This is a genomic window from Acinetobacter sp. A2, assembly GCF_012371325.1.
Classification (GTDB): Bacteria; Pseudomonadota; Gammaproteobacteria; order Pseudomonadales; family Moraxellaceae; genus Acinetobacter.
Genome location: NZ_JAAZQX010000002.1, coordinates 126,719 through 149,586 on the forward strand (window position 1 = coordinate 126,719; position 22,868 = coordinate 149,586).

27 protein-coding genes and 1 pseudogene are annotated in these 22,868 nt (G+C 43.7%); 8 read left to right on the plus strand and 20 right to left on the minus strand.

Annotated features, from left to right (window positions below; translation table 11 throughout):
• Positions 1-6: 6 nt before the first annotated feature.
• The 17 genes and pseudogenes from rpsH to HHA43_RS01700 form a co-directional block, all read right to left on the minus strand.
• Positions 7-402 carry a 30S ribosomal protein S8 gene (rpsH, locus tag HHA43_RS01620; protein WP_168418776.1) on the minus strand — a complete coding sequence of 132 codons (396 nt, stop codon included), beginning with the start codon at positions 400-402 and terminating at the stop codon, positions 7-9.
• A gap of 12 nt (positions 403-414) precedes the next feature.
• The gene (rpsN, locus tag HHA43_RS01625; RefSeq protein ID WP_004825185.1) at positions 415-720 is read right to left on the minus strand and encodes a 30S ribosomal protein S14; all 306 of its coding nucleotides are present in this window, start codon (positions 718-720) and stop codon (positions 415-417) included.
• Positions 721-729: 9 nt separating this feature from the next.
• Positions 730-1,266, minus strand: coding sequence for a 50S ribosomal protein L5 (gene rplE, locus HHA43_RS01630; RefSeq protein WP_168418777.1), 537 nt, complete (start codon positions 1,264-1,266; stop codon positions 730-732).
• 16 nt (positions 1,267-1,282) lie between these two features.
• Positions 1,283-1,600, minus strand: a complete 318-nt coding sequence (gene rplX / locus HHA43_RS01635; RefSeq protein ID WP_168418778.1) for a 50S ribosomal protein L24 — start codon at positions 1,598-1,600, stop codon at positions 1,283-1,285.
• Positions 1,601-1,609: 9 nt separating this feature from the next.
• Positions 1,610-1,978, minus strand: a complete 369-nt coding sequence (gene rplN, locus HHA43_RS01640) for a 50S ribosomal protein L14 (RefSeq protein WP_001982634.1) — start codon at positions 1,976-1,978, stop codon at positions 1,610-1,612.
• Positions 1,979-2,069: 91 nt separating this feature from the next.
• Complete coding sequence (gene rpsQ, locus HHA43_RS01645; RefSeq protein ID WP_004974714.1) at positions 2,070-2,327, minus strand: 30S ribosomal protein S17; 258 nt, start codon at positions 2,325-2,327, stop codon at positions 2,070-2,072.
• Positions 2,324-2,521 (minus strand): 50S ribosomal protein L29, encoded by a 198-nt coding sequence (rpmC, locus tag HHA43_RS01650; RefSeq protein WP_004650482.1) that lies wholly within the window; start codon positions 2,519-2,521, stop codon positions 2,324-2,326. The genes rpsQ and rpmC overlap by 4 nt, the downstream gene beginning before the upstream one ends.
• Positions 2,521-2,934, minus strand: coding sequence for a 50S ribosomal protein L16 (rplP, locus tag HHA43_RS01655; RefSeq protein WP_168418779.1), 414 nt, complete (start codon positions 2,932-2,934; stop codon positions 2,521-2,523). The genes rpmC and rplP overlap by 1 nt, the downstream gene beginning before the upstream one ends.
• Positions 2,874-3,690 (minus strand): annotated as a pseudogene (gene rpsC, locus HHA43_RS01660) (30S ribosomal protein S3). Before rpsC ends, rplP begins: the two are co-directional and overlap by 61 nt.
• Before the next feature lies 1 nt (position 3,691).
• Positions 3,692-4,021, minus strand: a complete 330-nt coding sequence (gene rplV / locus HHA43_RS01665) for a 50S ribosomal protein L22 (protein WP_001982638.1) — start codon at positions 4,019-4,021, stop codon at positions 3,692-3,694.
• Positions 4,022-4,032: 11 nt separating this feature from the next.
• On the minus strand, positions 4,033-4,308 hold the full coding sequence (gene rpsS / locus HHA43_RS01670; protein ID WP_004673001.1) for a 30S ribosomal protein S19: 276 nt from the start codon (positions 4,306-4,308) through the stop codon (positions 4,033-4,035).
• 19 nt (positions 4,309-4,327) lie between these two features.
• Positions 4,328-5,152, minus strand: a complete 825-nt coding sequence (rplB, locus tag HHA43_RS01675; RefSeq protein WP_004974706.1) for a 50S ribosomal protein L2 — start codon at positions 5,150-5,152, stop codon at positions 4,328-4,330.
• Positions 5,153-5,163: 11 nt separating this feature from the next.
• The gene (rplW, locus tag HHA43_RS01680) at positions 5,164-5,484 is read right to left on the minus strand and encodes a 50S ribosomal protein L23 (RefSeq protein WP_004974703.1); all 321 of its coding nucleotides are present in this window, start codon (positions 5,482-5,484) and stop codon (positions 5,164-5,166) included.
• Positions 5,481-6,083: a 50S ribosomal protein L4 gene (gene rplD / locus HHA43_RS01685; RefSeq protein ID WP_168418780.1), complete on the minus strand. Its 603-nt coding sequence runs from the start codon at positions 6,081-6,083 to the stop codon at positions 5,481-5,483. Before rplD ends, rplW begins: the two co-directional genes overlap by 4 nt.
• Before the next feature lie 11 nt (positions 6,084-6,094).
• Positions 6,095-6,733, minus strand: a complete 639-nt coding sequence (gene rplC / locus HHA43_RS01690; RefSeq protein ID WP_168418781.1) for a 50S ribosomal protein L3 — start codon at positions 6,731-6,733, stop codon at positions 6,095-6,097.
• Positions 6,734-6,792: 59 nt separating this feature from the next.
• Positions 6,793-7,104, minus strand: coding sequence for a 30S ribosomal protein S10 (rpsJ, locus tag HHA43_RS01695; RefSeq protein WP_000070912.1), 312 nt, complete (start codon positions 7,102-7,104; stop codon positions 6,793-6,795).
• 278 nt (positions 7,105-7,382) lie between these two features.
• Positions 7,383-8,120: a type 1 glutamine amidotransferase gene (locus HHA43_RS01700; RefSeq protein ID WP_168418788.1), complete on the minus strand. Its 738-nt coding sequence runs from the start codon at positions 8,118-8,120 to the stop codon at positions 7,383-7,385.
• Positions 8,121-8,280: 160 nt separating this feature from the next.
• Here HHA43_RS01700 and HHA43_RS01705 point away from each other — a divergent pair, with 160 nt between their 5' ends.
• From HHA43_RS01705 to HHA43_RS01730, 6 genes are all read left to right on the plus strand, one after another.
• Positions 8,281-9,474: a PLP-dependent transferase gene (locus HHA43_RS01705; RefSeq protein WP_168541559.1), complete on the plus strand. Its 1,194-nt coding sequence runs from the start codon at positions 8,281-8,283 to the stop codon at positions 9,472-9,474.
• A gap of 60 nt (positions 9,475-9,534) precedes the next feature.
• Positions 9,535-11,118, plus strand: coding sequence for a helicase HerA-like domain-containing protein (locus HHA43_RS01710; protein WP_168525589.1), 1,584 nt, complete (start codon positions 9,535-9,537; stop codon positions 11,116-11,118).
• A gap of 239 nt (positions 11,119-11,357) precedes the next feature.
• Positions 11,358-12,569 (plus strand): NO-inducible flavohemoprotein, encoded by a 1,212-nt coding sequence (gene hmpA, locus HHA43_RS01715; protein WP_168418784.1) that lies wholly within the window; start codon positions 11,358-11,360, stop codon positions 12,567-12,569.
• 93 nt (positions 12,570-12,662) lie between these two features.
• Entirely contained in the window at positions 12,663-13,106 is a 444-nt protein-coding gene (locus HHA43_RS01720) for an RrF2 family transcriptional regulator (protein WP_168459975.1), read from the plus strand.
• Positions 13,107-13,229: 123 nt separating this feature from the next.
• Complete coding sequence (gene yihA / locus HHA43_RS01725) at positions 13,230-14,114, plus strand: ribosome biogenesis GTP-binding protein YihA/YsxC (protein ID WP_168541561.1); 885 nt, start codon at positions 13,230-13,232, stop codon at positions 14,112-14,114.
• A gap of 194 nt (positions 14,115-14,308) precedes the next feature.
• Positions 14,309-14,722 carry a VOC family protein gene (locus tag HHA43_RS01730; protein WP_168541563.1) on the plus strand — a complete coding sequence of 138 codons (414 nt, stop codon included), beginning with the start codon at positions 14,309-14,311 and terminating at the stop codon, positions 14,720-14,722.
• Positions 14,723-14,775: 53 nt separating this feature from the next.
• Here the strand turns inward: HHA43_RS01730 and HHA43_RS01735 are convergent, their stop codons facing one another.
• Complete coding sequence (locus tag HHA43_RS01735; protein ID WP_168459972.1) at positions 14,776-16,017, minus strand: dicarboxylate/amino acid:cation symporter; 1,242 nt, start codon at positions 16,015-16,017, stop codon at positions 14,776-14,778.
• Between the two features lie 158 nt (positions 16,018-16,175).
• On the minus strand, positions 16,176-17,048 hold the full coding sequence (locus HHA43_RS01740; protein ID WP_168459971.1) for an acyl-CoA thioesterase: 873 nt from the start codon (positions 17,046-17,048) through the stop codon (positions 16,176-16,178).
• A 291-nt stretch (positions 17,049-17,339) separates the two neighbouring features.
• On the opposite strand from HHA43_RS01740, the gene plsB reads away from it, so the two are divergent.
• Positions 17,340-19,904: a glycerol-3-phosphate 1-O-acyltransferase PlsB gene (plsB, locus tag HHA43_RS01745; RefSeq protein ID WP_168419478.1), complete on the plus strand. Its 2,565-nt coding sequence runs from the start codon at positions 17,340-17,342 to the stop codon at positions 19,902-19,904.
• Positions 19,905-19,957: 53 nt separating this feature from the next.
• On the opposite strand, the gene HHA43_RS01750 is transcribed toward plsB, so the two are convergent.
• Positions 19,958-20,779 (minus strand): NAD-dependent epimerase/dehydratase family protein, encoded by an 822-nt coding sequence (locus tag HHA43_RS01750; protein ID WP_168526746.1) that lies wholly within the window; start codon positions 20,777-20,779, stop codon positions 19,958-19,960.
• Positions 20,780-20,815: 36 nt separating this feature from the next.
• On the opposite strand from HHA43_RS01750, the gene recG reads away from it, so the two are divergent.
• Complete coding sequence (recG, locus tag HHA43_RS01755; RefSeq protein ID WP_168541565.1) at positions 20,816-22,861, plus strand: ATP-dependent DNA helicase RecG; 2,046 nt, start codon at positions 20,816-20,818, stop codon at positions 22,859-22,861.
• Positions 22,862-22,868 lie beyond the last annotated feature (7 nt).

Genomic DNA, 22,868 nt, shown 5'->3' on the forward strand with positions numbered 1-22,868 from the left:
CTATTATTAAGAAACAAAAGCAATAACTTCACCACCGATACCTGCAGCACGTGCAGCGCGATCAGTCATGATGCCTTTGCTTGTAGAAACGATTGCAATACCTAAACCTTGCTTAACGCTTGGAAGTGCATCTTTACCGCGATACTGACGTAGACCTGGACGGCTTACGCGTTTCACAGTTTCGATAACTGGTTTGCCTTCAAAATATTTTAAAGTAATCGTTAAAGTAGCTTTGCCTTCGTTGTCAGCAACTTCTACATTTGCGATATAACCTTCTTGTTGAAGTACGTTTGCAATAGCAACCTTCAACTTAGAATTAGGCATAGAAACAGTTTGTTTCTTTGCCATTTGAGCGTTACGAACACGCGTTAGCATGTCGGCAACGGTATCTTGCATACTCATTTATAGTGCTCCTTACCAGCTTGCCTTAACAACGCCCGGTACATCACCTTGCATTACTGTGTCACGTAATTTGTTACGGCTTAAACCGAACTTACGGAAGTAACCATGAGGACGACCAGTTAAACCACAACGGTTACGAAGACGTACTGGAGACGCATTACGTGGTAATGCTTGTAACTTCATCATCGCTTCGAAACGCTCTTCGTCGCTTGCATTTACGTTTGCAATCGTTGCTTTTAATTCAGCACGTTTTGCAGCGTATTTCGCAACAGTAGCTTCGCGTTTCAATTCGCGATTAATCATACCTTTCTTAGCCATATCGACCTCTTATTTGAACGGGAAGCCGAATGCACGCATAAGCGCACGGCCTTCGTCATCGGTGCGAGCAGTCGTAGTAATGGTGATGTCCATACCACGAATCCGATCAATCTTATCAAAATCGATTTCAGGGAACATGATTTGTTCCTTGAGACCCATAGAGTAGTTACCACGACCATCGAATGATTTCGCAGAGAAACCACGGAAGTCACGGATACGAGGGATCGCGATAGAGATCAAACGGTCTAAGAATTCGTACATACGTTCGCCGCGTAAAGTAACTTTACAACCAATCGGCCAACCATCACGGATTTTAAAACCAGCGATTGATTTACGAGCTAATGTTAAAACTGGTTTTTGACCAGCAATAGCTTGCATATCAGAAAGAGCGCCATCTAACAATTTCTTGTCAGCAGCTGCAGCACCAACACCCATGTTGATGGTAATTTTAGTGATGCGAGGGATCTCCATCACATTCTTAACGCCCAATTGTTCTTGTAATTGAGCTTTAAGTTCGTCGTTGTAACGTGTTTTAAGTCTGGCCATTGCCTATTTCAACCTATTACTTCGCTACCGCCACTGATTCACCATTTGATTTATAAACGCGAGTTTTCACGCCATCAATCGTTTGGTAACCAACACGGTCAGCCTTTTGGGTTGTAGCATTAAAAATTGCCACGTTCGAGATATGAAGCGAAGCTTCCTGCGTTACGATACCGCCTTCAGCGCCCGTAGCACGGTTTGGCTTCTGGTGCTTCTTAACCAAGTTAAGACCTTCGACCTTCACTTGATCATTAGAAACTGACAAAACAGTACCCTGTTTGCCTTTTTCTTTACCTGCGATCACGATTACCTGATCGCCTTTTTTAATCTTAGCCATGATTGCCTCTTATAGAACTTCAGGAGCCAATGAAATGATTTTCATGAACTGTTCAGTACGAAGTTCACGAGTCACTGGTCCGAAAATACGAGTTGCAATCGGTGCTTTGTTGTTATTCAAAATAACAGCAGCGTTATCATCAAAACGGATCACAGAACCGTCTGGACGACGAATACCGAACTTTGTACGTACAACAACAGCATTCATCACGTCACCTTTTTTAACACGTGCGCGTGGAATAGCTTCTTTTACAGTAACTTTAATAATGTCGCCAACAGAAGCATAACGACGATGTGAACCACCTAGTACTTTAATACATTGTACGCGGCGAGCACCACTGTTGTCAGCTACGTCAAGCATCGTTTCGGTTTGAATCATTGCCCTACTCCAAAACCGAGCATCACCGGTCACAATTTCGAAAGGCTCAAAGAGTACTCGAAATTGACCGATGATGCAACAAGAACGTTAATTACTCAGCAGCAGCTTCAACAACTTCAACTAAAGTCCATGACTTAGTTTTAGACATTGGGCGGCTTTCTTTGATAGTCACAACATCACCAATCTTGGCTGTGTTGTTCTCATCATGAGCGTGTAATTTGGTTGAACGGCGAATCAATTTGCCATACAACGGGTGTTGAACTTGGCGTTCAATAAGGACAACAATAGATTTTTCCATTTTGTCGCTTACAACTTTGCCAGTTAACGTGCGGACTGTATTTTGACTCATTGCCCGTTCCCCTGTTTTTCGGTAAGGAGGGTCTTGATGCGTGCAATAGTTTTACGAGTAAGCGCAACTTCATGCGATTTACCCAATTGACCAGTTGCTTTCGCCATACGAAGACGGAATTGGTTAAGCTGTTGCTCATCAAGCAAAGCTGTCAACTCTTCTACCGACTTTTCACGTAGATCTTTAGTTTTCATTACATTACCGTCCGAGTCACGATAGTGGTTTTAAACGGAAGTTTAGCAGCAGCAAGCGTAAACGCTTCACGTGCTAATTCTTCGTCCACACCATCAATTTCGTACAAGACTTTACCTGGTTTGATTTGACAAACCCAATATTCCACAGAACCTTTACCTTTACCCATACGCACTTCAAGAGGCTTAGAAGTAATTGGTTTGTCTGGGAATACACGGATAAATATCTTACCACCACGCTTAATACGACGGCTAATTGTACGACGCGCCGCTTCAATTTGACGCGCAGTCATTTGACCACGTTCAACTGACTTAAGTGCGATAGTACCGAAAGATACTGAGCTACCACGGTGCGCTAGACCAGTGTTACGGCCTTTTTGCACCTTACGGAATTTAGTACGTTTAGGTTGCAACATGGATTATTCTCCCTTTTCAGCAGAACGATCATTGCGACGACCACGACGCTCTTGACCTTCACCACGACCGCGACCGCGTTTAGCTGGACGTTCTTCAGCTGGTGCTGGGTTCATGACTTGTTTCATGCCACCCAAGATTTCACCACGGAATACCCAAACTTTAACACCAATCGTACCGTAAGTTGTTTCAGCACGCATAGTTGCATAGTCGATGTCCGCACGAAGTGTATGCAAAGGTACACGACCTTCACGATACCATTCAGTACGTGCAATCTCTGCACCACCTAAACGACCAGAAACTTCAACTTTGATACCTTTAGCACCAGCACGCATAGAGTTCTGTACCGCACGCTTCATAGCACGACGGAACATAACACGCTTTTCTAATTGAGAAGCAATTGCTTCAGCAACTAAACGAGCATCTAAGTCTGGACGGTCAATTTCGTTGATGCTTACTTGCGCAGGAACACCCATAATAGATGTTAATTCGCGTTGTAATTTCTCAATGTCTTCGCCTTTTTTACCGATTACGATACCAGGACGAGCAGTGCTAATTGTTACTTTAGCAGCGCCTGTTGGACGCTCGATAAGAATGTTGCTTACCATTGCGTTCTTAAGTTTTTTAGTTAAAAACTCACGAACTTGAAGGTCTTTAAGCAAGTATTCAGCGTATTGTTTCGGATTCGCATACCAGTTAGCGTTATGACGTTTCACAACACCTAGGCGGATACCGATTGGATGAACCTTCTGACCCATATCAAACCCCTACCTTAACGGTGATGTGACAAGTACGCTTAGTAATACGATCTGCACGGCCTTTAGCACGTGGCATAATACGTTTAAGGCTCATGCCTTCATCAACGTAAATCGTAGATACTTTCAAATCGTCTACATCTAAACTGTTATTGTGTTCAGCATTTGCAATTGCAGATTCCAATGCTTTCTTAACTAAAACAGCAGCTTTTTTGTTGCTGAAGTTTAAAATGTTAAGTGCATGCGCAACAGATTTGCCGCGGATAAGATCTGCAACCAAACGTGCTTTTTGTGCCGAGATAGCGGCACCGCGTAATTTAGCAGTTACTTCCATCATAGCACCTATTAACGTTTAGACTTCTTGTCAACACCGTGACCACGATAGGTACGAGTTGGCGCGAATTCACCGAGTTTATGACCAACCATGTGTTCAGAAATAATCACTGGAACATGGTTACGACCATTATGAACAGAAATTGTTAAACCAACAAAATCCGGGAGGATCATCGAACGACGCGACCAAGTTTTGATCGGCTTACGGTTATTAGCCGCGATTGCCGCTTCAACCTTAGCGAACAAGTGCGCATCGACGAATGGGCCTTTTTTCAGAGAACGAGGCATTGTCAGATTCCTTTACTTGTTACTTAACGCGACGGTCGCGAATAATCATCTTAGTCGTACGCTTGTTGGTACGTGTCTTGTACCCTTTAGCTTTTTGACCCCATGGGCTTACAGGTTGAATACCTTTAGTACGCCCTTCACCACCACCGTGTGGGTGATCAACCGGGTTCATCGCCATACCACGAACGGTAGGACGAACACCACGCCAGCGCGAAGCACCTGCTTTACCAAGTGAACGTAGGTTGCTTTCTGAGTTAGATACTTCACCTAACACAGCGCGGCATTCAACGTGCACTTTACGCATTTCGCCTGAACGTAGACGAACGATTGCGTATGAACCGTCACGACCCAACAATTGAACTGAAGTACCAGCAGAACGAGCTAATTGCGCGCCTTTACCGATTTTAAGTTCGATGTTGTGAAGAGTAGCACCGATAGGCATGTTACGAAGTGGTAAGCAGTTACCTGGACGAATTGGAGCATCGTTACCAGATTGAACTTGATCACCAGCACGTAAACCTTTAGGCGCAATGATATAACGACGTTCACCGTCAGCATACTTCAACAATGCGATGTGTGCAGTACGGTTTGGATCGTATTCAATACGCTCAACTACAGCAGGAATGCCATCTTTGTTACGTTTGAAGTCTACGATACGGTAGTGTTGCTTATGACCACCACCAACGTGACGTGTAGTAATGTGACCGTTGTTGTTACGACCACCAGTACGTTTTTTAGCTTCTACCAACGGCGCATAAGGCGCACCTTTGTGAAGATGGTCGTGAACGACTTTCTCTACAAAGCGACGTCCTGGAGACGTTGGCTTACATTTTTGAATCGGCATAAATTTCGTCCTTATTCCGCTGCGCTTTCAGCGGTATCGCCCAAGTCAGCCATTTCAACATCTTGGCCAGCTTTCAGGGTGACGTATGCTTTTTTAACATCAGAACGGCGTCCTAATGTACGACCAAAGCGCTTAGTCTTACCTTTAGTGATAGTCGTGTTAACTTTAACAACTTCCACACCAAATAATTGCTCAACAGCTTTTTTGATTTCAAGCTTGTTTGCATTTAATGCAACTTTAAATACTTGAACACCAGCAGTTTCGCCTAAAACTTGTGCTTTTTCTGAAAATACAGGTCCTTGTAGGACTTGATATAAACGTTCGTTGTTCATCCGAGTTCTACCTCAATTTTCTTAGCAGCAGCAACAGACATTACAACTTTGTCGAACGCGATCAAGCTAACAGGATCGATTGCAGTAGCATCAACCACATCTACATGTGGAAGGTTACGCGCTGCAAGATATAGATTCTCATCTACAGCTTCAGTTACGATCAATGCGCGAGTTGCATTCAAGTCGTTAAGTTTTGCAAGCAACTCTTTAGTTTTAGGAGCTTCAACAGCAAACTCTTCAACCAATACAAGACGATCTTGGCGAACAAGTTCAGCTAAGATACATTGCATTGCACCGCGGTACATTTTGCGGTTAACTTTTTGAGACCAATCTTGTGGACGAGCAGCAAAAGTTTTACCACCACCAACCCAGATTGGGCTACGAATAGAACCAGCACGAGCGCGGCCAGTACCTTTTTGACGGAATGGTTTTTTACCACCGCCAGCAACGTCTGCACGTGATTTCTGTGCTTTAGAACCTTGACGACCACCAGCTAAATAAGCTGTAACAACTTGGTGTACAAGTGCTTCGTTAAAGTCACGTCCAAAAGCAACTTCAGATAACTCAACAGCAGAGCCGGAAACAGTTTTTAAATTCACGTTATTTCCCCTCAGGCCTTGATCGTAGGACGAACAGTTACGTCGCCACCAGTAGCACCAGGAACCGCGCCTTTAACAACTAGAACTGAACGTTCTGCGTCAATAGCAACGATTTCAAGACCCTGTGTAGTTACGCGTTCAGCACCTAAATGGCCAGCCATTTTTTTGCCTTTGAACACGCGACCAGGAGTCTGGTTTTGACCTGTAGAACCTAGAACACGGTGAGAAACAGAGTTACCGTGAGTAGCGTCTTGAGTACGGAAGTTCCAACGCTTAACACCACCTTGGAAGCCCTTACCTTTAGACTGACCAGTAACGTCAACAATTTGACCCACTGCAAACAGATCTACACCGATAGTAGCGCCAACTTCACGACCTTCAAGCTCAGCTTCTGAAACACGGAATTCTTGAACTAAACGACCAGCAGCAACACCCGCTTTAGCGAAGTGACCTTTCTGAGCGTTAGTTACGCGAGATTCGCGACGTTCACCAGTAGTAACCTGAATTGCTTGATAACCATCTGTTTCAAGCGTTTTGATTTGAGTGATGCGGTTAGGATCAACCTCAATCACTGTAACAGGTACAGAAACACCAGCATCTGTAAAGATACGGGTCATACCGCACTTGCGACCGACTAAACCAATAGCCATGTGCATAAACCTCTAAAAAAGCGGCCTAATTAACTTAGAGTGTTAATTAACCGAAAGCCTTAACCCAATGCAATCTGAACATCAACACCAGCTGCTAGATCTAATTTCATCAACGCATCAACAGTTTTATCTGTAGGTTGAACGATGTCGATCAAACGCTTATAAGTACGAATTTCGTACTGGTCACGCGCATCTTTGTTTACGTGTGGTGATGTTAAAACGTTGAAGCGTTCGATGCGAGTTGGCATCGGGATTGGACCACACACTTGTGCGCCAGTACGCTTAGCGGTTTCTACGATTTCTTGAGCAGATTGATCAATCAGACGGTGATCAAAAGACTTCAAACGGATACGAATTCTCTGGTTAGACATACCAGTTAACTCCAAGCCAAATATATAAAGAATCACCCTTGACGCATCTCACCCCACTAATTTAAGGCAAGTGTCAAAGGCAGTGAATTATCACTAAGGTCATGATCGATGCCACGACTGTCACGATGTTAACTACTTTCTTCGCAGTTAACCCCCTTGCATAAAGGGTCGCCCATTATAACGATTGTTTAATGCATAAGCAAATCCCTTTTAGCCTTTATTGCTTTATTTTTCATGTTCTACCAATTATATAATGGATCAATTACAACCATTTGCTTTCAAGTGCTTGTTTGTGCGAGTAAATAATCAATTGCTTGGTTTAGCAATTGATTACCCGGCTGAAACTGACGACTTGTACTACGTTTCAATTCAGCAGCCGCTTGTACATAAGTTCCTGCAAAGATATTTTTCTCAGCATCATTATCTAAAAACAATTGTAGTACCTGTGGGGTGATTTCAGGATGGAACTGAAAACCGAGGACATGGTTGCCTATTTGATAAAGCTGATTGGTACAAACGGGGTTGGTAGCTAAGCGTATAGCACCTTTTGGTAATTCAAAGGTTTCGCCATGCCATTGCATCACCTTAATTTGATCAGGCAGCTCAAAACAGGAAGCAGGTACATCACTGACCTTATACACATCATGCCAACCACGTTCTTGTTCAGGATTACGACTGACTGCTGCGCCAAGTGCATTAGCAATTAATTGCCCACCCAGACACAAACCAATTGCAGGCTTACCCAGAGACAAATAGCGACGAATCCAGCGTTTTTCTATTTTCAACCATGGGAAATTGGCCTCATCGTTTACACTCATGGCGCCGCCCATCACAATCAACAAATCGACATCTTCTACCTGTGGCAAGGCTTCAATTTCGATATTTTGTTCAGGCGGCAAGGCAAAAAATTCTGTTGCACTGATTTGTGCCTGCATCTGCTTTAAATAGGAATAGCAACTTCCGAACCCTTCTCCAGCAATGTGCTGAAAATAATGCACTCTTAATGGCGCTTGCATTTTACTCATCCTTTCTCATATCTACCCCTGAGCTTCTGCAAAAATAGCGCCAACTTCAACAGTCATGTTGTATTTTTAAACAGTTCCGCTTTTTTATAGCCTAAAGTCTGTGTTTCTCTTAAGCTAAAGCCAATACAGACTGATTTACCTGAGTGAACCTGTGAAAAAAAATGCTCAAACTGCTTTAATTCATGCACCAAGACGTGCCCCACAATATATTTCAAGTGTACAACCTCCCCTATTTCGTGCATCGACCATTATTTTTGAAAATACCAATGCCTTATTCAACCGCCATTGGACCGATGCTTATGACTATAGTTATGGTACACATGGCACACCCACCACCTTTACACTTGGTGATCAGATTGCACAAATAGAAGGCGGGCAATATTGCTTACTGGCGCCTAGCGGCCTGTCTGCAATCAACTTAGTTAATTCCTGTTTTTTAAGTTATGGCGATGAAGTTTGGGTGGCCGACAATATTTACGGCCCTAACATGGAGCATTTGCGTAATTTAGAGCAGCGTTACGGCATTACAGTTCAGGTGTATAACCCGATTGATGCCACAAGCTTTCAACCCTCTGAAAAAGCCAAACTCATTTGGCTGGAAGCAGCAGGCTCCGTCACACTGGAGTTTCCTGACCTCACCGCTTTAGTCAAAAAAGCCAAGGCACAGAATATCCTCACCGCTTTAGATAATACCTGGGGTGCGGGCTTAGCATTTAATGCTTTCGACTTTGGTGATGAACATTTAAGTGTCGATATCAGCGTGCATGCCTTGACCAAATACCCAAGTGGTGGTGGCGATATTTTAATGGGGTCGGTGGTGACACGCGATCAGCATTTGCATCATCAATTATTCCGTATGCATGCAATTCAAGGCATTTGTGTATCGGGCGATGATGTTGCACAAGTTCAGCGCAGTCTGGCATCTATGCAACTACGCTATGAACATCAAGCACAAAGCTGTTTTGAATTGCTGAACTGGTTAAAATTACAACCGCAGTTCGCACAGGTTTTGCACCCTGCCGATGCTACATCTGCTGGTCATACATACTGGAAAGAAATTTGCCGTGCAGGACACAGCGCAGGCTTGGTCAGTGTCATTTTTAAACCTGAATATGATTTAGCCGCTGTACGTCAATTCTGTGATGGATTATCTTTATTTAAACTAGGGTTTAGTTGGGGTGGCCCGCTTAGCTTGGTCATGTTGTACGATTTAAAACCGATGCGCCACCTTGAGCATACGCATTTGGGCCAAGGTATTTTGGTTCGCTTCTGTATAGGCTTGGAGCATCCTGCAGATTTAATTCAAGATATTCAGCAAGCCTTACAGCATTTGCCCAATCCCTAAAAATTAGGTCTGACGTCAATACTTTCAATTTTAATAATAGTGACAGATTAAGGATAAAATATGAGTACAGCCATCGTCATTGCTAAAAAAACTGCCGATGTTCAACAAGATGTGGTTTTACATTCTCAATTTGCCAACCGCCATGGTTTAATTGCAGGGGCAACAGGTACAGGTAAAACTGTCACGCTTAAAGTCTTGGCAGAAAACTTTTCCCGCATTGGCGTGCCTGTATTTTTGGCCGATGCTAAAGGTGATGTATCTAGCCTTGCCAAAGCAGGTAGCAGCAGTCCTAAGTTTGAAGCACGTATTCAAAGCTTAGGCATTGAAAGCATTCCATTTGCGGCATCACCTGTGGTGTTTTGGGACTTATTTGCCGAACAAGGCCACCCGATTCGCACCACCATTTCTGAAATTGGCCCATTATTATTGGCGCAAATGCTGAACTTGAATGACACGCAAGAAGGTGTTTTATCTGCAGTATTTCGTATTGCCGATGATCAGGGCTTATTACTGATTGATTTTAAAGATTTAAAAGCCATGCTGACCTATGTTAGCGAACATGCCAGCGAGTTTAAGGCAGAGTATGGCAACCTCTCTCCTGCCAGTTTAGGCGCGATTCAGCGCAACTTACTGGCTTTGGCAGATCAGGGTGGTGATCAGTTTTTTGGTGAACCGAGTTTAGATATTCTGGATTTTATTCAGACCGATAGTCAGGGACGTGGCAATATTAACGTGCTCGCAGCCGACAAACTCATGAACACCCCTAAACTTTACGCCACTTTTTTATTGTGGATGTTGTCAGAACTGTTTGAGCAATTGCCTGAAGTGGGCGATATGGACAAGCCAAAACTGGTGTTCTTTTTTGATGAAGCACACTTGTTATTTGACAATGCCAGCAAAGCCCTGCAAGAAAAAATCGAGCAAGTAGTACGCCTGATTCGCTCTAAAGGTGTCGGGATTTATTTTGTGACCCAGAACCCGCTAGACCTCCCTGAAAGCGTGTTGGGGCAGTTGGGTAACCGTGTACAACATGCTTTACGTGCTTTCACACCTAAAGATCAAAAAGCAGTGAAAACCGCTGCAGATACTTTCCGTGCCAACCCTGAATTTAAAGTTGAACAAGCCATTACCGAACTGGCGGTTGGCGAAGCCCTGATTAGCTGCTTGGATGAACAAGGCACACCGCAAGTCGTAGAGCGTGCTTGGATTATGCCGCCTTACTCTGCTTTTAGCCCAATTAGCACTGAAGAACGTACAGCCTGCATCAATCAAAGCGTGATTGCAGGCGTGTATGAAAAGCAGCTCGACCGTGAAAGTGCCTACGAGATGTTGCAACAAAAAGTTGAACAACGACAGCAACAAGCTGCAGCGGAAGAGCAAGCCAAAATTGAAGCAAAAGAAGCCGAGGCACGTGCCAAACAAGAAGCCAAAGAAACAGAAGCCTTGGCAAAACAGCAGGCACGTGAACAGGAACGCTTGGCCCGTGAACAGCAAAAAGAAGCAGAACGCGCTGCCAAACAGCGTGAAAAACTGACTCAGGATATTGTGGGAACCTTTGCCAAAAGTGCAGCACGTAGCTTAGGCGGTTCTACTGGGCAGAAAATTGTACGAGGTTTGTTAGGGTCATTATTTGGTAAGAAATAGCATGTTATAAACGATGAGGTTTGTATAAATTTCATTCATGGATGCACCACCCAAAACCTGAATGAACACTTAAAAACCTCTCGCTGTCACATCTACAAACTCCATAAAAACTTTAAAAATTATGGGATATTTTTATAATACATAATTTTTTTAAGGTTTTTCCAAAAATTGGTTGCAATCCTTATTTATAAGATATATTTTAAATACATCTTATAAATAACAGCCATGAGAGATCGAACATGACTCCACAGCAAATTGACCTTGTAAAAGCAACTGTTCCTGTACTGCGTGAAAATGGTGTCGCACTCACAGGTTATTTCTATAATCGCATGTTGGGGAATAATCCTGATCTAAAAGAAACCTTTAACATGGGTCACCAACGTAGTGGTGCGCAGGCTCAAGCGCTTGCAGGTGCTGTATTGGCTTATGCTGAAAATATTGAAGATCCATCTGTACTTGCTCCTGTCATTGAGCTGATTGCCCACAAACACGTGAGCTTAAACATTCAAGCACCTGACTATAATATTGTGGGCGAAAACCTGCTGCATTCTATTAGTGAAGTGTTGAATATTTCGATGGAAGATCCACTGATTGATGCTTGGGCAGCAGCCTACGGTCAATTGGCTGAGGTATTTATTAATGCGGAACGTGCAATCTACGAACAGCATCAACAAACTAAAGGTAGCTGGTTAGGCTGGCGCAACTTTAAAATTGCCAAGAAAGTGGTAGAAAGTGACGAAATCACCTCTATTTACTTCGAGCCAGTAGATGGTGGCGATTTACCAAATTACGAAGCAGGTCAATATATTTCGGTACGTGTGTTTGTAGAAGAACTTGGCTTGAAACAGCCACGTCAATATACGCTTTCAACTAGCCCACAAGCTGACTATTTACGTATTTCAGTCAAACGTGAACCAGGCAATGGCGCAGATCAAGTAGCAGGTTGGGTATCGAACACACTTCATGGCTTACCAGAAGGCGCTGAAGTTGAAGTGTCTGCACCAACAGGTAACTTCTACTTAATTGACAGCAACAAACGTAATGTCTTTATTAGTGGTGGTGTAGGCCTAACGCCAATGATTGCCATGCTGAACCAATTGGTGACTTTGGATGTACCGCAACCTGTAAGCTTTATTCATGCATGCCGCAGCAAACAAGTCCATGCAATGAAACAGCACCTACAAGACATCGCTGCTAAATATCCGCGCATTCATACCTTAACAGCCTATGAATTCCCGAACGAAGGTGATGTATTAGGTCAAGATTATGATGTTGCAGGTCGCCTAGATTTAAGCACAGTAGATGCAGCACTATTACCAGCAGATGCAGACTTCTACCTTTGCGGCCCAATGCCATTTATGGCAGAACAACGTAAAGCCTTGCTTGCTCGTGGTATTAAAGATGAGCAAATCCATAGCGAAGCATTTGGTACAGGTGGTGTGCGCCACTAATCCAAAGCATTAAAAAGCAGATAGGTAAGGCTAGTCTGGTTATGCTAGACTAGCCTTAATTTCTTCATTTTTTGAAAAAACATCTGTGCGATCATGCAATTAAATAAATTCACCGACTATGCACTGCGTATTTTAATGTATATCTCACGACCACGAGATGTACCCTATACCATTGCGGAAATTGCACAGGATTTGCATGTTTCCCAAAACCATTTGGTTAAAATTGTCCACTTTATGGGCAAGCAGGGCTGGTTGATTACCACTCGTGGTAAAGGCGGTGGGATTCGCCTGCATCCCGATGCAATCCCGTTACGTTTAGGTTATGTGGTCAGAGTTCTACAAGGGGAAAACCAGATTGTAGAATGTAACACCCCACCGTGCGTACTCCGCTCACAGTGTGGACTCAAAGGCATATTGAATCGGGCAATGGAACAGTTTTACCAAAGCCTAGACCAATACAGCCTAGGCGAAGTACTACAACCCACTCAAAATATACAACTCAGCACCCAATCCCCTATTCCGCTGATTCACCTCTAAAAGGTAATCACTGATATTAAGCAAACCTACTCGCTTTTTTAGAGCTTTCAATTCGCAAAGTTCGCTTGCCTGTATGACTTGCTTTATAATGCCTGTTTGTAGACCATGAATTGAAGTTAAGTTATGCACCACAGCAGAGGAAAATCGAAAAACAGTAAGGCAGCGGCACAGCCACGGCAAAAAATCAGCTACGAGAAAAAAGTTGATCCAGCCATTACTGAGTACTCTGTTCGCGCCCTGAACTGGTTGCGGAAAGCTGAGTTCTTAATGAGTGCACCTAAACTCAACCTCTGCGTGGAAGATACAGGCTATGAAATTGCCTTTGCAGGTCGTTCCAATGCAGGTAAATCTAGTGCAATTAATGCCTTAACCAATCAAAAGCAATTGGCTCGTGCCTCTAAAAGACCTGGTCGTACCCAAATGATCAACTTCTTTAGTTTGGGCAACCCTGATCAACGTCTAGTCGATTTGCCCGGTTATGGTTATGCAGCTGTACCTGAAGCCATGAAAATTGTGTGGCAAAAAGAATTGGAAAATTATCTGATTCACCGCAAAAGCTTACAAGGCTTGGTGTTACTTATGGACATTCGCCATCCTTTACAACACTTTGATGTCATGATGCTGGAATGGGCATATTCACGTAAATTATTCGTGCATGTACTCCTCACCAAATCAGACAAGCTCAACCGTGGCCCTGCCAACAAAGCATTGCTTGAAGTAAAACAACAGCTGAAAAAAATGAAATTGGATTTCTCCATTCAACTGTTCTCTTCACTAAACAAACAAGGTTTAGAAGAATTGGCCAGTGTGATGGGTGGACGCTTAAACTTTACTTTAGAGCAAGCACATCACTTTGATTTAGACAGCATTCCAGAAGCCACTGGCGATGATGTTGATGTTGATGTTGATGTTGATGTTGATGTTGATGTTGATGTTGATGTTGATGTTGATCAGTGTGTAGCTGTAGAAGCTAACGATCCAACCACATCTGATGCAGAAATCAAATAATCCATTAAAACCCTGACTAGTGCTTTATAAAATAAAGTCCTATTCGTGCAATATCGAATAGGACATTTTTATTTGTGCTTTCCCTCACGCCTGTCAGTGCCATTTCTTACACCACCAAAGTTGCACTTTACAACGCATAAAGAAATACCCTACTGTCAAAGTAATAACAATTACAGTAGATAAGGAGATCAAACATGCGGGCACATATTTCAGTCATTACCCTTGCGGTAGAAGATTTACAACGTGCTCTTGAGTTCTACCGTGACGGTCTAGGGCTTGCCACTGAAGGCATTATTGGTCAGGAATTTGAACAAGGTGCTGTGGTATTTTTTGAACTGCAAGCGGGGCTAAAACTGGCGTTATGGTCTAAACACAGCTTACAGCAGGACATTGGCTTCGCCCCTGCCGAACAAGGCACAGCACAAATCACTTTGGGCCATAATTTACATAGCCCACTTGAAGTAGATCAGGTATTAAAGCAAGCGCAAAATGCAGGTGCAAAAATTTTAAAACCTGCACAGAGCACCTTTTACGGTGGCTATGCAGGCTATTTTCAGGACTTAGATGGTCATATTTGGGAAGTCGTTTATAGCCCTTGCTGGGAATAAACCTTTCACTAAAAATACGTCCCTGAAGTGAAATATTGCTTGAAGCACAGTATTTAAGAATTTAATGCAGGGTCTTCACGGGTATGCCGATCGACCACCACACTGATCATCATATCGCCCTGCACATTCACCACGGTACGCACGGTATCTAGTAAACGATCTATGGGCAATAAAATTGCAATCGCTTCTGCGGGCAAACCAACCGACTGCAATACCATAATCATGGTCACCATTCCTGCACTAGGAATACCTGGCGCACCGAGTGAGGCAATCATGGCCGTCGCACAGACAATCAGTTGCTGCCCTAAACTTAAATCCAGCCCCATTAAGTTGGCAATAAACAGTGCTGCAGCTGCCTCATACAAGGCCGTTCCATCCATATTTAATTGTGTACCTAGCGGAATCACAAAGCCTGCTGTTTGCGGCCGTACACCTAAATTTTCCTGTGTACATTTCATAGACAGCGGCATGGTGGCCGAACTGGAACTAGTGGCAAAAGCAGTGATCAGCGCCGCACGTGTACCTTTAAAAAAGGTGATCGGATCCATCTTGCCAAAAACCCATAACAGCAAAGGCAACACCACCGCACCATGAAAAATGGTGGTACCTGTCACAACGGCGGCAAACTCTGCCAAACGGCTAAGCACCGAAATATCTTCAGTGGCAACCAACTTGGCCAATAAGGCAAAAATACCAAATGGTGCCAGTTTCATTACCCAGCCAATCATCAACATCATAATTTCAAAAAATTGCTGGCTGAGTTTACGTACCGTTTTAAAGTGCTCACCGCCTTTAACCAACGCCACACCCACCAACAAGGCAAAAATCACCACCGCCAAAACATTGCCTTCAGCAAAAGCTTTAAATGGATTGATTAAGGTGTTTTGAATGAAGTTGGTAAAAAAAGAAGAAGGTGTAAGCGTATCTGGAGTTTGATGCTGCGCCATCGCATCCTGAAACATTACAATATCTACACCTTTGCCGACAGCGAATAAATGCGCACAGGCCAAACCTAGAATTAAAGCCAGCGTAGTAGTGGTAACACAACATGCCAAAGTAATTTTCCAGACTCGACTTAACTGCCCCACGGCTTGTAAATTCGATACCCCGACCACAATCGAGCTAAAAATAAGCGGGATTAACAGCATTTTCAGTAAGCCGATAAAAATACTGCTCACAATGCCTATGCCATACAAACTGGCAGAAAAAAATGCGGTATCAGGAAATAAATTCAGTATAAAACCAAACACCACACCCAAAATTGCGGCAATGAATATTTGTGTATTGAGGCTCATACGCTGTTTAATTTTTTAATGTGATGTGTGGACTATGCCATGCAGCGTGGGTTGAATCGAGAAATATTTTTGAGCACAGCCCAAACGCAATTATATAAGCAATAAAAAACCGACTGCATGACAGTCGGCCAATTAAGGTAAATTTCACTCAAAATGTATTATTGAGTTTCAATTTCACGTAAACGAATCAGACCTTCTTGGCTGGTGCTACACACCAATTCACCATTTTGCCACATGCGCCCAAAGTTCAAACCACGCGAACTGCTGCTAATGGTCGCATCCATGTCATATAACATCCAGTCATCTACACGGAATGGCTTATGGAAATACATGGCATGGTCAATACTGGCACACTGCAAACTTGGCGATAAATAACTTAAACCATGTGGACGCAGTGCCGTCGTCATTAAAGTGAAGTCTGAATAAAATGCGGCAATGGCCTGATGTAAAGAAACTTCATCCACTTCTGGTGCAATCGCATCATGTGTGCGAATGTAGTGCGCATAAACAGGCGCTTCAGGCTGGGGTAAAAAAGGATTGCTCGGGTTAATTGGACGAATTTCAACATGACGATCACGCATAAAACTGGCGCGAACGTTTTCAGGTACAAATTCAACAATATGCTGTTTTAATTCAGCTTCATTTTTTAAAAGTTCAGCGGCGGGATAATTCGGCTCTGAAATTTGATAGTTCAAGCCTTCTTCCAATGGCGCAAACGACACTATTGCCGTAAAAATAGTACGTCCATGCTGAATGGCACGCACCTGACGGCTAGAAAAACTTTTACCATCTCGTAAGCGGTCAACCTCATAAATAATGGGTGCGTTGACATCTCCACCAAACAAGAAATAAGCATGTAAGGAGTGCGCAGGACGATCTGTAGTATAAGAAGCAGCACGCAAAGCCTGTCCTAAAACCTGCCCACCAAAGACGCGCTTGCCTACCAAGTTGCGGCTAATGCCTCGATAGATATTTTCTTCCAACTTTTCTAAACGAAGAAGTTCAACCAATTCTTGCGTAAGTGCGTTCATGACTAACCTTATTTATGGCCAAGCGGCGGGATGTTGCAGCGAAATCGATTCAGAAACTGAACCGTAAAATCTTAGCGCTATTTTGCCATAAATTCTGAGTATTTTACTCATCTAAGACTGACCCTTGTGTCACCCTGAATTACGTTTATTTTGCTAAAAAGACGATTTTTAACGATAAAATCTAACAATATTCATGCAAATTATCTAAAAATGCTGTGCCATTATTAGATACAATGGCGCAAAATAAATTCCCTACCAGCTAGGGACTTGGGTGATGAAGTAGGAGTGAGTATGTCCAAGCGTGGTTTTGGTCAAATGTATCGTCAGCTTTCAGGCAAGCTGCTTGACCTTGTGGTGACACCGCATGTTCTGGGTGAAGTCCCTGTCAAGGATGCAGCAAATGCAGACTCAGATACCTCACGTACTACCATCACCTGTTATGTATTGCAGAACCACTCTCGCAGTAATGCCTTGGTCGTTGATGGTGAAACACGTCGTTTAAAACTCAGCCCTGCGCTGGATCCTTTAGTGATGGGTTCACATAAGGAAAAAGCCTCGATTCTGTTTTTACAGCATCACGATGAAAATAACCTACTCAATCCACCACCTTATGCTTTCCCACCACGCTTGCTGCGTTTAATTGAACAATTAGAACAGCACCCAGAAATTGATATTGAGTTGGTGCCTGTAACCGTGTTGTGGGGACGCTCTCCCGACAAAGAAGATTCATGGTTTAAATTGCTGTTTACCGATACATGGGCAACCCCAGGTACAGTCAAACAATTGATGAATATTGGGGTACATGGTCGTCAGTCTTATTTGGAGTTTCATGAGCCGCAATCTTTACGTGCTTTGATTGAACATGCCAAAACCGAGCATCCCAACCTGTCGCCTGCGACCTTTATTGTCAACACCCTAAATAATTATTTAGATGGGCAGCGTGAAGTCGTACTTGGTCCAGACTTGTCTGACCGTCGCAATGTCATGCTCAGCCTGATCAAGTCTCCCGATGTGCAAGATGCCATCCGTCGTGAAAGTCTACGCAGTAAAATTAGCGTGATTGAAGCTGAGCGTCGTGCGATTGGTTATCTGAACGAAATTGTGTCGGACTACTCGCATGCAGCAGTACGTTTTGCCGATATGGCACTGACCCGCTTATGGACACAATTATACGATGGCGTAGAAGTGCATAATTTCAGCACCGTGCGCGAACTGGCCAAAGATTATGAAATTATCTATACCCCATGTCACCGTAGTCATATCGACTATTTGTTGCTGTCTTATGTGATTTACAAACGAGGCATGATGGTGCCGTACATTGCGGCAGGTGACAACCTAAATATGCCATTTGTCGGGCAATTGCTTCGTGGAGGCGGTGCGTTCTTTATTCGTCGTACCTTCCGTGGCAATGGTTTATATACCACTGTCTTTAAAGAATATTTGTTTAGTATTTTGTCACGCAATACGCCGCTCGAATACTTTATTGAAGGTGGACGTTCACGCACAGGCCGTTTGTTGCCACCTAAAACAGGCATGTTGGCCATGACCATTCATAGTCACTTACGTGGTCGTGCTAAACCGATTGCTTTTGTACCAACCTATATTGGTTATGAACGCCTGATGGAAGGCTCAACCTATGTGGGCGAAATGCAAGGCAAGCCAAAAGAATCTGAATCGCTAATGGGCATTTTAAAAACCATGCGAAAGATTGAACGGATTTTTGGCAAGGTGCATGTCAATTTTGGCGAACCTGTGTTTTTAGATGACGTACTAAAACAACACGATGCAGAACACATCAGCATTGAAAAAAATGATGATCCAATTCCGCCACAAGTTTCAGATGCGGTAAACACATCAGCACATGCGATTTTAGAAAACATTAACCGTGCTGCGGTAATCAACCCTGTCTCATTGCTGTCTTTAATTTTACTGGCGACACCAAAACACACGCTAGATGAAGAAATTTGCGAGAAGCAGTTAGATACTTACCGTAAGCTGCTCACTGCCCTGCCTTATGATGAGCGCACCCAAGTCACTCCATTGTCAGGCAAAGAAATTATTGCCTACGGCTTAAAGCTCAAACTGATTAAACGCGTACAGCACGTATTGGGTGATATTATTGCAATTGCAGATAATCAGGCGGTACTGCTCACCTACTTCCGCAACAACATTTTGCATGCCTTTGTTTTGCCATCATTAATTGCGGCGTTGGTAGAACACAACGGTTCGATTCGTCGTGGCGATCTCATCAATGTCATTCGTACTTTATATCCATTCTTGAAAGCTGAATTGTTCTTAAAATGGCAAGATCAAGAGCTTAAAGAAAAAATTTGTGCGTATGTAGAAGCTCTAATTCAGGCCAAATTAATTTCTGAAGATGCAGAAGGCAATTTAATTTCTCCTGCACCAAACAGTGAAGATCATAACCAACTGGTGGTCTTGGCTGCACCTGTGATGCAGAGTTTGGAGCGCTATTACATGACCTTGGCTTTAATCACACAACGTGGTTCAGGCAATATTTCTGCACGTCAGGTCGAAGAATTGAGCCACTTGGTCGGTCAGCGTTTGTCGGTGCTGTATGAATTTAACTCGCCTGAATTCTTTGACAAAGCCTTATTCCAAAGCTTTATCAAAGTGCTGACGCAACAGGGTTATATCAGTACCAATAGTGACAATGCGATTGTGTTTGACGACAACTTTAAAAACGTCGCACAATATGCCAACTTGGTTTTAGATGATGTGACTTTGCAAATGTTACAACACATCACCACCTTCAGTGATGAAGAGTTGCGTGAAGCCTTAGATGCACTGGCTGCACAGCAAGCGAAAAAACGCTTGAAACGTAAAAAGAAATAGTTTTTAAAGTTCCTTCTCTTGCACCCTATATGGCGCAAGAGAAGGAATTTTTATTATTCTATTGCAGCGAATAACTTTGCATAATCCTCAAAGCAATCTGCATGCTCTAACTGAAATCCAGTTTCCTCCATCCGCGTAGCAAAAATCCTTTTCCCCGTTTCCTGCTCACTTTCCAGCACCAACTCAGCTAAAGCACATGCACGCTGAAGTTTTAAAATGATTTCATGCAAAGGCTGTGGCTGATTATTGCTACAGATATATGATTTTGCAGGATGTACCACGTGAAGTAAATCTGCCAAGAAGCTTGCCAAATCATCAATATGAATCCGATTTGACCAATGTATATTGGGGTAACTTTGCGTGCTTCCCACAAGTTTGAGCATTCGTGCAACCGAAGTACCATAAATACCTGAAGGGCGCACAATCACACATTGTTCAGGGTAAGCCTGTTGCCACAATTGCTCCATTTGCAACAATATTTGCCCTTGTGCATCACTCGGATTAGGCACCGTATCATCATCTATACATTCACCTGCATTGTCGCCATAGACTCGTGTAGAGGACACCACAGTGATTCGTTTTACAGGATGAGCTTTTAAGGCAGCTGCAATCGGCTGCACAGAATCTACATAAGTGTGTTGATACGCCGCTACAGGACTCAAAGCCGTATTTCGTGATGGTGCAAGCAGTACATAAACAGCATCAATAGGTTGAATATGTGATAAATCGAGCTGATGAATCTCCTGAACAAGATGCGTCATATCAGGATCTGTTTTCGGACTGCGGCTAATTGTGGTAATTTGATGACCGAGCGTAAATAGTTGTTTTGCAACACGCTGCGATGTTTTACCATAACCAATAAATAGAATATGCATTCAGCACCTAATCATAGCATTTGAAGTTGAGGGGACATGGCTGCAGTCCATCAGTTGCAAGGGGTAGGCTCTGCCTCTGCTGCATTACTCGAAAAACTAAATATTTTCACCACAGATGACTTACTGTTTCATCTACCGCGTGATTATGAAGATCGTAGCACGATCATCCCCATGAACCAATTGAGTGTGGGGCGCAGCTATTTACTCGAAGGTGTGGTTAAAGGGGTGGATTTCCCTCCTGGCAAACGCAAGTCGATGGCGGTCAATTTAGAAGATGAATTTGGCAAAATCACTTTGCGTTTTTATCATATTTATAAAGGTATTACTGACCGCGCCAAACATGGCAACCGTTTAAGAGTGTTTGGTGAAGTACGGGTGGGTGCACGTGGTTTGGAAATGTACCATCCCGAACTGCAACTGATTACCGAACATACTCCTCTGCCTAAAACCCAACTGACTGCAATTTACCCAAGTACTGATGGTCTGACTCAGGCCAAATTACGCGAATACGTCAAACAAGCTTTGGCACAACATAGTGATGATTTACCCGAGCTACTGCCAGAAAAAATGACCAATGGCTATGCGCTCAAGCAGGCATTGGACTATATTCATCATCCGCCTACCGATGCCAATATGCTGCAATTGGCGCAAGGCTCACATCCTGCACAGCAACGCCTGATTTTTGAAGAACTGGTAGCACATCAAGTCAGCTTACTGACCCGCCGCGCCTATATTCAGCAAATTGCCTCGCCTGCATTTTCCCCTAGTCAAAAACTGGCACCTGCTTTACTCAGTAGCATGCCCTTTCAAATGACAGGCGCACAGCAACGGGTTTCACATGAAATTATGCAAGACCTGCAGCGTAATAAACCCATGCTGCGCTTGGTACAGGGCGATGTTGGTGCAGGTAAAACCTTGGTCGCTGCGGTTGCTGCGTGCCATGCCCTAGAAGAAGGCTGGCAAGTTGCACTGATGGCACCAACTGAAATTTTGGCAGAACAACATTATCTCAACTTTAAAAAATGGTTTGAGCCGCTTGGCTTAACTGTGGCATGGCTATCAGGTAAACAAAAAGGCAAGGCACGCGCTGCAGCTGAACTCGCCATTCAGGATGGCAGTGCCAATTTAGTCGTTGGTACACATGCGCTGTTTCAGGACAATGTGCAATTTGCCAAACTGGGTTTGGTGATTATTGACGAACAACACCGTTTTGGGGTCGATCAACGTTTGGCCTTACGCAATAAAGGCGCCAACCACACCACACCGCATCAATTGGTCATGACTGCAACACCTATTCCACGAACATTGGCGATGTCTGCCTATGGTGATTTAGATACCTCTGTCATAGATGAACTGCCGCCAGGACGCACACCTATTCAAACTGTGACTATTCCGCTAGATCGGCGTGAAGAAGTTCTACAGCGCATTGCCAGCAATTGTGCCGAAGGCAAACAAGCTTACTGGGTCTGTACTTTGGTAGAACAGTCTGAAACTTTGGATGCACAAGCGGCTGAAGCCACTTTTGCTGAAATTAAAGAGCGCTTTACTGAGCTGAATATTGGACTGGTACACGGCAAAATGAAAGCCGATGAAAAGCAGGCGGTGATGCAGCAATTTAAAGACAACCAATTGCAGTTACTGATTGCCACCACTGTCATTGAAGTCGGGGTCGATGTACCTAATGCCTCCATTATGGTGATTGAAAATGCCGAGCGCTTAGGGCTTTCACAACTACATCAGTTACGTGGACGGGTTGGACGTGGTGCCAAAGCCAGTTTCTGTGCGCTGCTATATAAAAACCCACTCTCACAAAATGGACAGGAACGTCTACGGATTATGCGTGAAACCAATGACGGTTTTATCATTGCAGAAAAAGATTTAGAGCTGCGTGGTCCTGGTGAGTTACTGGGCACCAAACAAACAGGTGATATGGGCTTTCGTGTCGCTAAATTAGAACGGGATGATCATTTGCTGGTACAGGCACATCATGTCGCACAGCAAATTTTAAAAGATTATCCTGAACATGCCGAAGCCTTATTGAAACGCTGGTTGCCTGAAGCACCACGTTATGCCTATGTTTAAATGCAGG

Bases quoted from the DNA above. Each gene is read 5' to 3' on its own strand.
- rpsH (WP_168418776.1), bottom strand. From the start codon at position 402: ATGAGTATGCAAGATACCGTTGCCGACATGCTAACGCGTGTTCGTAAC.
- rpsN (WP_004825185.1), bottom strand. From the start codon at position 720: ATGGCTAAGAAAGGTATGATTAATCGCGAATTGAAACGCGAAGCTACT.
- rplE (WP_168418777.1), bottom strand. From the start codon at position 1,266: ATGGCCAGACTTAAAACACGTTACAACGACGAACTTAAAGCTCAATTA.
- rplX (WP_168418778.1), bottom strand. From the start codon at position 1,600: ATGGCTAAGATTAAAAAAGGCGATCAGGTAATCGTGATCGCAGGTAAA.
- rplN (WP_001982634.1), bottom strand. From the start codon at position 1,978: ATGATTCAAACCGAAACGATGCTTGACGTAGCTGACAACAGTGGTGCT.
- rpsQ (WP_004974714.1), bottom strand. From the start codon at position 2,327: ATGAGTCAAAATACAGTCCGCACGTTAACTGGCAAAGTTGTAAGCGAC.
- rpmC (WP_004650482.1), bottom strand. From the start codon at position 2,521: ATGAAAACTAAAGATCTACGTGAAAAGTCGGTAGAAGAGTTGACAGCT.
- rplP (WP_168418779.1), bottom strand. From the start codon at position 2,934: ATGTTGCAACCTAAACGTACTAAATTCCGTAAGGTGCAAAAAGGCCGT.
- rplV (WP_001982638.1), bottom strand. From the start codon at position 4,021: ATGGAAGTAACTGCTAAATTACGCGGTGCCGCTATCTCGGCACAAAAA.
- rpsS (WP_004673001.1), bottom strand. From the start codon at position 4,308: ATGCCTCGTTCTCTGAAAAAAGGCCCATTCGTCGATGCGCACTTGTTC.
- rplB (WP_004974706.1), bottom strand. From the start codon at position 5,152: ATGCCGATTCAAAAATGTAAGCCAACGTCTCCAGGACGTCGCTTTGTA.
- rplW (WP_004974703.1), bottom strand. From the start codon at position 5,484: ATGAACAACGAACGTTTATATCAAGTCCTACAAGGACCTGTATTTTCA.
- rplC (WP_168418781.1), bottom strand. From the start codon at position 6,733: ATGGCTATTGGTTTAGTCGGTCGCAAGTGCGGTATGACCCGTATCTTT.
- rpsJ (WP_000070912.1), bottom strand. From the start codon at position 7,104: ATGTCTAACCAGAGAATTCGTATCCGTTTGAAGTCTTTTGATCACCGT.
- HHA43_RS01700 (WP_168418788.1), bottom strand. From the start codon at position 8,120: ATGCAAGCGCCATTAAGAGTGCATTATTTTCAGCACATTGCTGGAGAA.
- HHA43_RS01710 (WP_168525589.1), top strand. From the start codon at position 9,535: ATGAGTACAGCCATCGTCATTGCTAAAAAAACTGCCGATGTTCAACAA.
- hmpA (WP_168418784.1), top strand. From the start codon at position 11,358: ATGACTCCACAGCAAATTGACCTTGTAAAAGCAACTGTTCCTGTACTG.
- HHA43_RS01720 (WP_168459975.1), top strand. From the start codon at position 12,663: ATGCAATTAAATAAATTCACCGACTATGCACTGCGTATTTTAATGTAT.
- yihA (WP_168541561.1), top strand. From the start codon at position 13,230: ATGCACCACAGCAGAGGAAAATCGAAAAACAGTAAGGCAGCGGCACAG.
- HHA43_RS01730 (WP_168541563.1), top strand. From the start codon at position 14,309: ATGCGGGCACATATTTCAGTCATTACCCTTGCGGTAGAAGATTTACAA.
- HHA43_RS01735 (WP_168459972.1), bottom strand. From the start codon at position 16,017: ATGAGCCTCAATACACAAATATTCATTGCCGCAATTTTGGGTGTGGTG.
- HHA43_RS01740 (WP_168459971.1), bottom strand. From the start codon at position 17,048: ATGAACGCACTTACGCAAGAATTGGTTGAACTTCTTCGTTTAGAAAAG.
- plsB (WP_168419478.1), top strand. From the start codon at position 17,340: ATGTCCAAGCGTGGTTTTGGTCAAATGTATCGTCAGCTTTCAGGCAAG.
- HHA43_RS01750 (WP_168526746.1), bottom strand. From the start codon at position 20,779: ATGCATATTCTATTTATTGGTTATGGTAAAACATCGCAGCGTGTTGCA.
- recG (WP_168541565.1), top strand. From the start codon at position 20,816: ATGGCTGCAGTCCATCAGTTGCAAGGGGTAGGCTCTGCCTCTGCTGCA.